This window comes from Streptomyces soli (genome assembly GCF_003999195.1).
Taxonomy (GTDB): Bacteria; Actinomycetota; Actinomycetes; order Streptomycetales; family Streptomycetaceae; genus Actinacidiphila; species Actinacidiphila soli.
Window position 1 is genome coordinate 1 of record NZ_RJVR01000087.1, and the last position, 7,465, is coordinate 7,465.

The 7,465-nt window shown below is 69.0% G+C and carries 6 protein-coding genes and 1 pseudogene; 4 read left to right on the plus strand and 3 right to left on the minus strand.

Annotated features, from left to right (window positions below; all coding sequences use genetic code 11):
- From EFK10_RS51915 to EFK10_RS07100, 3 genes are all read left to right on the plus strand, one after another.
- The coding region (locus EFK10_RS51915; RefSeq protein ID WP_164835869.1) for an integrase core domain-containing protein at positions 1–305 on the plus strand (305 nt) is incomplete at its 5' end.
- Positions 306–357: 52 nt separating this feature from the next.
- Positions 358–516, plus strand: a complete 159-nt coding sequence (locus EFK10_RS07095) for a hypothetical protein (protein ID WP_206305338.1) — start codon at positions 358–360, stop codon at positions 514–516.
- Positions 517–1,040: 524 nt separating this feature from the next.
- A complete protein-coding gene (locus tag EFK10_RS07100; protein ID WP_127354892.1) occupies positions 1,041–1,817 on the plus strand; it encodes a DUF5707 domain-containing protein in 777 nt (258 codons plus the stop codon).
- 239 nt (positions 1,818–2,056) lie between these two features.
- On the opposite strand, the pseudogene EFK10_RS07105 reads toward EFK10_RS07100, so the two are convergent.
- Together EFK10_RS07105 and EFK10_RS48480 are read right to left on the minus strand one after the other, a co-directional pair.
- A pseudogene (locus tag EFK10_RS07105) lies at positions 2,057–3,214 on the minus strand (helicase associated domain-containing protein); the annotation flags it as partial.
- Positions 3,199–3,345, minus strand: coding sequence for a hypothetical protein (locus tag EFK10_RS48480; protein ID WP_206305339.1), 147 nt, complete (start codon positions 3,343–3,345; stop codon positions 3,199–3,201). The pseudogene EFK10_RS07105 and the gene EFK10_RS48480, both read right to left, overlap by 16 nt.
- Before the next feature lie 137 nt (positions 3,346–3,482).
- Here EFK10_RS48480 and EFK10_RS07110 point away from each other — a divergent pair, with 137 nt between their 5' ends.
- Entirely contained in the window at positions 3,483–5,216 is a 1,734-nt protein-coding gene (locus EFK10_RS07110) for a serine/threonine-protein kinase (RefSeq protein WP_127354893.1), read from the plus strand.
- A gap of 371 nt (positions 5,217–5,587) precedes the next feature.
- On the opposite strand, the gene EFK10_RS07120 is transcribed toward EFK10_RS07110, so the two are convergent.
- On the minus strand, positions 5,588–7,465 hold a 1,878-nt coding region (locus EFK10_RS07120), incomplete at its 5' end, for a helicase associated domain-containing protein (RefSeq protein ID WP_127354895.1).

The following is a 7,465-nucleotide window of genomic DNA, read 5'->3' on the forward strand; positions in this document are numbered from 1 at the left end:
GAACAGCGGGTGGAACGGGTGCGTCACCCGCACCCCGCCTTCGTCTCCAGAGTCCGGAACCTGGGCAGTCGACGGATCACGACAACGCCGCTGCGGAGGCATTCAACAGTTTGTTCAAGGCTGAACTGATCCGCAACAAGGGACCCTGGACCGGCATCAACGACCTCGAAGTCGCTGTCGCCGAGTACATCGACTGGTTCAACCAGCGACGGCTCCACGGCGAGCTGGGACACGTTCCGCCCGCCGAGTACGAGGCTCTCCACGCAACAACCCGCACCCCCGAACCCGCCCTGAAAACCAGCTAACCCGCTCTCCACGAAACCCGGGGCTTGACACTTCTTCCACTGCTCCAAGTCCTTGATCCGCTCTGCGCTGTGGAAGCCGGAGAGCTGGGAGCGCGATGCGGTTCCGTCCCGGGCGCAGATCGCAAAAAGCCTCGAGCGAACCGACGAAGCGCTCGAAGATCTGGAGCGCTACTACGGGCCGCAATACGCGGAGCGCGTGTACCAGGGCTGAGCTCTCGTCGGTCCGGTGCTGCCGTAGCCCCGGACTGGGCCCCGCCCGGCCCGGGCGGTGGTTGAGGACATGTGGTCCGAAGGTGCCAATTCGGTGAACGAGGGGCTTGGCAGCCGGGTCAGCTCGTGGCGGCCGCTGCTCCCCGCATCCGCGGGGATAGTCCCATCTCGACGTGGCAGGGCGTGGTGGGGCAGCACTACTGCCCGTACCCGCGGGGATGGTCCCTCCGGAAGGATTGCGTCCGACAGCGGCTTGACTGCTCCCTGCACCCGCGGGGAGGGGAACCGACGAAAGCTTGTGAGGTGACGAAGTGGCTCTCCAGGGCTGTCGCTTGTGCGTCACCGTGACGCACAAGCAAACGGTGGTCAACGCTCTCGCCAGCGGCTTCCGGGGCGGGAGCCGACCGCGCGGGTAGTCAGGCACGAGAGCGGCAGCGGTGGGCAGTGGCATGTGTCCTAGACTCAGCGCGCTATTGCAGTTGACGTGATGTATCCCAACCCCCTGCTCATTCCCCGAGGAACTCCATGCGCATATCCGCCTTGGGCGCCGCAGCCGGCGCGCTGGCTCTGACCGCCCTGATCGTGCCGGCAGCACACGCAACCGGAGCCGACAGCGGTGATATCAAGATCCTCAGCGCGACCGTCAACGGTGGCAAGGACATCGTGATCGGCACGACCACCAAGACGATCACAGCCACGGTGACGGCGAGCGACCCGTCGTATATCAAGAACGTGTCGCTGGTGCTCTTCCACGGCACCCACATGAACACCGATAACTTCGATGGCGTTCTCAATCCGACCACGAGCCAGGCTTCCTGCCGGAAGACGAACTACGCGACCTCCACGTGCACGATCACCATCAGCGGTAACCCAGTCCTGCTGGAGAACAGGACAGCCGGGACCTGGAAGGTCTACATCTGGGTCATCGCTAAGGACGGCGACCAGACTTACGCTGACCCCTATTCCAGCGTCCGCATCCAGCGGAAATCCCGCCTGACGGTGAACGCTTCACCCGAGCCGGTCGCCAAGGGCAAGACGATCACTGTCGCCGGCAAGCTGAGCCGCGCCAGCTGGTGGGACGATCTCGAATATCACGGCTACGCCAAGCAGCCCGTCAAGCTGCAGTTCCGCAAAGCGGGCACGAACACCTACACCACGGTGAAGACGACGTACAGCAACGCATACGGCAACCTGAAGACCACCGTAAAGGCGTCCGTGGACGGCTACTGGCGCTACAACTTCGCCGGTACCACGACTACCCCGGCGGTCAAGGCAACTGGCGACTACGTCGACGTACGCTGAGTCACGCCTGCTGCTCCCCGCACCCGCGGGGATGGTCCCGGCTCGAGGTCCCCACCGCCTTTGCTGTCGGCTGCTACCTGCCCCTGGGGTGGATGGTGCAGTGGCTTGGGCCAGGCCCGGGGTAGGTGGCTCGCGCCGTCCGCTGGCAGGGCGAGACCCCGGGAATCTGTCAGGACGTCCCGGGGTCTGTGTGCACTTCGTTGACAACCGACAGGCTCAACGATCAGCCGCGGTCGGTGTCATGCCCAGTCGATGCCGAGTTCGGTGAGGGCGGCTCGCTGGGGCTGGGTGAGTTTGTCGCGGCGGTCTTGGTGTTGGAGATCCATACGCCGAGCCGATGCTCTACGGGCTGCTCCTGACCCTCGACCACGACCGGTTCGAGGTGCCCACGCGGCACCGGCACGTCGGCTCCCTCCCGTGCGATGTACTGCGCCAGGGCGGCCACACCCCGCTGGAACGCCGTCGTCGCCTTCCCCTGCCCCTTCGCCGTGCCCTTGGCGGCGGGGGCGGGGGAGGGCCGCTGGGCGGGCGTCACGCCCAGCCCGGTCAGTCGTTCCTGCTGCTCGGTGGACAGTTGCGTCCAGTCGCGGGCTTGCCGGGCAAGCCACTTCCCCAGATCATCACCCTCGAAGGTGACGCCGGGGTGGATGTGGGGGAGGGTGCTGTCGGCGTCGGCGAGGTCGGTGAGGACGCGGTGGTGGCGTTGCCAGTCGAGTGGCCAGGGGCAGTTCCAGTCGGGGTCGATGGCGGTGAGCTGTTTGGCGCGGTTCTCGGCTCGTTCGGGGTCTTTGCCGAGGCCGCCTTTCCTGCGCAGGTTTGGCCATGTGTTGTCCGATGGGCTGGGCGTCGTCGTCGCTCTCGCCCCACACGGTGTCCTGCCTGGGGGCCAGGTGCCCGTGGGCGCGGTGGTAGGAGCGGAACGCGGCGAGTTTGGTTTCCCAGGCTTCCTCGCCGGGTTCCCACACCATGCCGGCCTCGTCTTCATCGAGTAGCTTCCTGCGCCGTTCTTCCAGTTCCCCGGCCCGCTGCGCGCGTCGTTGCTGGTGGACCCACCGCCCCAGGGGGAACCGGGTCACCCCCAGTTCGACCTCGGTGTCGTAGGGGACGGCGTGCAGGCCGGTGATGCCGTTCTCCTGGCGCCACCTGCGCAGGGCCTGATAGCCCTCCAGCCACACCAAAGACTCGGGTCGGTAGATGCGGGTGCGCAGGAACGCGGCGATGGTGGCGGGGTCGCGGGGGCTGGAGAAGTGCAGCAGCGCGGACTCTGCCGCGCCCTCGTTCTCGCCGTCGTGCTCCTGGTCCCCACCCTCGCCCTGGCCGCCGGCCCCGACGACCCGCCCGTCCGCGTCCCGCACCACGTGGACTTTCCGCCGTCCGCTGCTCAGCGCCCGGTTGGCGGAGCTGCTCCACGAGGTGGGCGGGTGCCGAGCCGGGCCAGGACCGGCTGCGAGGCGTCGGCGGCCCACTCGCTGATCGCCAGAAGCGAGGTCGCGCCGGTCAGGACCGCGGCGGCGCAGATGGCCAGCACACCTGTCCGCTACGTGCCGGTTGCGCCACGATCTTGTGCGGATACGGCCGCAGGTCGGAAGGTGGGGGGTGGTTGTTGGACGTTCCCGGTAGTCTCTTTGCCGCCATGAGCGACTACGGGTGACGGGGGCGGTTTCGATGAGCACGGGGTCCGGCGCGGTTTTTCAGCCACTGGAGACGGACGACCCGGCGGCGGTTGGCAACTACCGGCTGGCGGCGCGGCTCGGCTCGGGTGGCATGGGCAAGGTGTATCTGTCGTACACCCCGGCCGGGCGGCCGGTGGCCGTCAAGGTGATCCGGCCCGAGTTCGCCGAGGACCCTGAGTTCCGGCGGCGCTTTCGGCAGGAGGTGCAGGCCGCGCAGCGGGTGCACGGGCTTTGCACCGCGCCGGTCATCGACAGCGACGCCGAGGGCGCGCGCCCCTGGCTCGCCACCGCTTTCGTCCAGGGCCCCACCCTCTCCTCGGCCGTGGCCGAGCACGGTCCGCTGCCCGTACCGACCGTGCTGCTGCTCGTCGCGGGCATCGCGGAGGCGCTCCAGGCGGTGCACGCGGCCGGGCTCGTGCACCGCGATCTGAAGCCTTCCAATGTCCTGCTCGCTGCCGATGGCCCGCGGGTCATCGACTTCGGCATCGCGCGGGCCGCCGACTCCACCGCGCTGACCGACAGCGGCGTCACGGTCGGCACTCCGGCGTTCATGTCCCCCGAGCAGGCGGCCGGCCGGGAGATCACCTGGGCGAGCGACGTGTTCGCGCTGGGGCAGGTCGCCGCGTACGCCGCGCTGGGCTCGCCCGCGTACGGCGACGGGCCTTCTCACGCGGTGCTCTACCGCATCGTGCACGAGGAACCCGACCTGTCCGCGCTGCCCGCGCAGCTGCGCCCCTTGGTGACCGCCTGCCTGGACAAGGACCCGGCCCGGCGGCCCTTGCTGCCGCAGATTGTGGAGATGTGCCAGGCGGCGTCCGACCAGACGCAGTTGCGGCGGCCCGAGCAGTGGCTGCCGGGTGCGGTGGCCGCGGACATCCCTGAGCGGCATGCGCTGCCTGCGTACACGCCGACCGCGGCGAATCCCCCGGCGGCGCCGCACCCACTGACCCAGCCGGACGGGCCGCTGCCGGTGCAGCCGACCGCAACGCCGTACGTACCGCCGCCCGCGCAGGGCCCGTACGCGTACCAGCCGACACAGACCGCTGCGACGATCGGGTCCGGGCCGGTGCCGCCGCCACTGCCGGGGGCCCCGGCGTACCACCACCGGGCGCCTGGCTCCGGGAACCCGTACCAGTCACCCGTGCTCGCGCAGAGGCCTAAACGCAGGGGGTTCGTCGTCGTGGCCTCCGTGATCGGCGCGCTCCTGGTCATCGGCGGGGTGGGCGCCGCATTGAACGCCCTGAACGGCGACGGCAAGAAGGACAGCACGAACAGCAGCAGCGGTGCGCCCTCCAGTACTGGCGGTACGACGTCGTCCTCGTCGCCGTCGTCCTCGGCCCCCAAGCCGGAAGTGCACCACAACGTCCAACTGCCCTCCGGCTACCACCTGGAGTTCGCCGACGACGCCCTCAAGCCGGTCACAAATAACTTCGACGACTTCTACTACACCTGCGACTTCAGCGGCTGCAGCTTCGGCTCCTACAACACCGAGCTGATCCTGCTGGACCAGGGCCAGAACGGTTCGCTCGCCACCTGCCTGTCGGACAACCGCATCACCCACCTCATCGAGAAGCCGCGGCTCTCCGTGGGCTCCCAGGTCTGCGCGCGCACCACCACCGGCGTCGTCGCCCTGCTCACGTACAAGAAGGGCTCGTCCGCCTCCGACGCGAGCCAGTACGTGGTCTTCGACGTGACGCTGTGGCGCAACGCCATCCCCGCCAAATAACCCTGCCGCCTCGACGCGGGACGCTTGCGTTCCTGGCCCACCTCCGCGGCCTGCGCCACCACGGCATCCAGACCTCCTTCTCCGTCGGACACCCCGTCACCGAACCAGTCCGGCACGCGATCCGGGCCCTGCCCCAGCAGCTGCTGCTCGCACCCGCGGGAATGGTCCCATGGAGTCCAGCCAGGGGATCCCGATGAGGACCTGCTCCCCGCATCCGCGGGGATGATGCAGCGGCTTGGGCCGGCCCGGGTAGGCGCCTCGCGCCCGCCCGCTGGCAGGACGAGACCCCCGGGCATCTGTCAGGACGTCCCGGGGGTCTTTGTGCACTTCGTTGACCGACAGACAGACTCAACAACCAGCTGCGGTAGGTGTCACGCCCATTCGATGCCGAGTTCGGCGAGGGCGGTGCGCTGCGGCTCGGTGAGCCTGTCTCGCCTGGATTTGGTGTTTGACACCCATACCCCCAGCTTCACGGCGTGCTCCTGGTCGTCGATGACGACCTGCTCGGTGTGTGACCGTCCGACGACGTGGGTGCCTTCCCGTGCGATGTACTGGGCCAGGGCCGCTACGCCCCGCTGGAACGCCGTCGACGCCTTCCCCGCGCCAGCCGCGCTCGTCTTGGCCGGGGCGGGGGAGGGTGCCAGGGCGGGCTTCACGCCCAGGACGGTCAGCCGTTCCTGCTGCTCGGTAGAGAGCTGCGTCCAGTCGCGGGCCTGCCGCTGCAGCCACCGCCCCAGGTCGTCGCCTTCGTAGGTGACGCCGGGCTGGATGTGGGGGAGGGTGCCGTCGGCGTCGACCAGGTCGGCGAGCACCCGGTAGTTCCGCTGCCAGTCCAGTGGCCAGGGGCAGTTCCAGTCCGGGTCGATCGCCGTCAGTTGCGCCGCGCGCTCCGAGGCCCGCTCGGGGTCCTTGCCGAGGCCGCCTTTGCGGCGGAGGTTGGCCATGTGCTGTCCGACGGGTACCAGTTCGCCCTCGGCATCGCCCCACAGGGCGTCCTGCCTCGGGGCCAGATGCCCGTGTGCACGGTGGTAGGAGCGCAGCATGGCGAGCTTCGTCTCCCAGGCTTCTTCGCCGGGTTCCCAGACCATCCCGGCCTCGTCGAGCAGCTCCTTGCGCCGCTCCTCCAGCTCCCCGGCACGGAGCGCTTTCCTCTGCTGGTGCACCCACCTGCCGAGCGGAAAATCCTTCGTCACACCCACCGTCGTCTCCGTGTCGTAGGGCACGGCGTACAGCCCGGTGGTGCCGTTCTCCTCCCGCCAGCGGCGCAGTGCCTGGAGGCGTTCGAGCCAGACCAGTGATTCGGGTCGGTAGATGCGGGTGCGGAGGAATGCGGCGATGGTGGCGGGGTCGCGGGGGCTGGAGAAGTGGAGCAGCGCGGACTCCGCCGCGCCCTCGGTCCCGTTGCCCTGCTCCTGGTCCCCGCCGCCGGTCCTGTCTCCGGCCACGCTGCCGGCGCCGATGATCCGGCCGTTCTCGTCGCGCTGTACGTGGACTTTGCGCTGTCCGCTGCTCAACGCCCGGTTGGCGAGTTGCTCGACGAGTCGTTCGTCGTGTGAGCGGAGGCCTTGGAGCACCGCTACCAAGGGCCGGAAGGAGGCTGAGGCGACCATGTCGTCGGGGTCCTCTCCCGGTTCCAGGAAGATGGGCACGATGATCCTGGCGACCTTCGTGGTGCGGTCCGGGTTCGGCCTCAGCGCGCGGCCGATGTTCTGGACGATTTCGACTTGGGAGCCGCGGGTGTCGGCGAAGCAGATGGCTTCGACTCCTCGCTCGCCGGTGATGTCGACGCCTTCTCCGAGGACCCGAACCGACGCGAGGAACGCCCGGTGGACCCGCTTGCCGTCGGCGTCGATGCCGTTGGCGAACTGGCGCAGCACCTCACGCCGCTCGGAGACGAGGTGGTCGCCGCACAGCCACTGGGCCCAGACCCGGTCTGGTGGCACGTGCCGGTGCGGCTCCAGCTCGTAGAACTGGGCGTCGATCGATGACGCCGGCAGTGCGTCGGCCTCGGCCAGGGCGTGGTCGCAGGGCTCGGTCGCATATAGCTCGGCGGCGGTCTCCGGCAGCTTGGCTGCGAACGCGGCGGCTTCTTCCACTCGCTGGTGGAACGTCATCACCGTCTTGAGGTTGAACCGTGCCGCATGCTCCAGCAGCGCGGCCTGCAGCAACGCGAGCCGCCGGCCCCGCAGGGCCTCTTGGGAGGTTCCCAGGGTGAGGTCGGGGTCCTGGATCTCCAGGACGTCGATCTC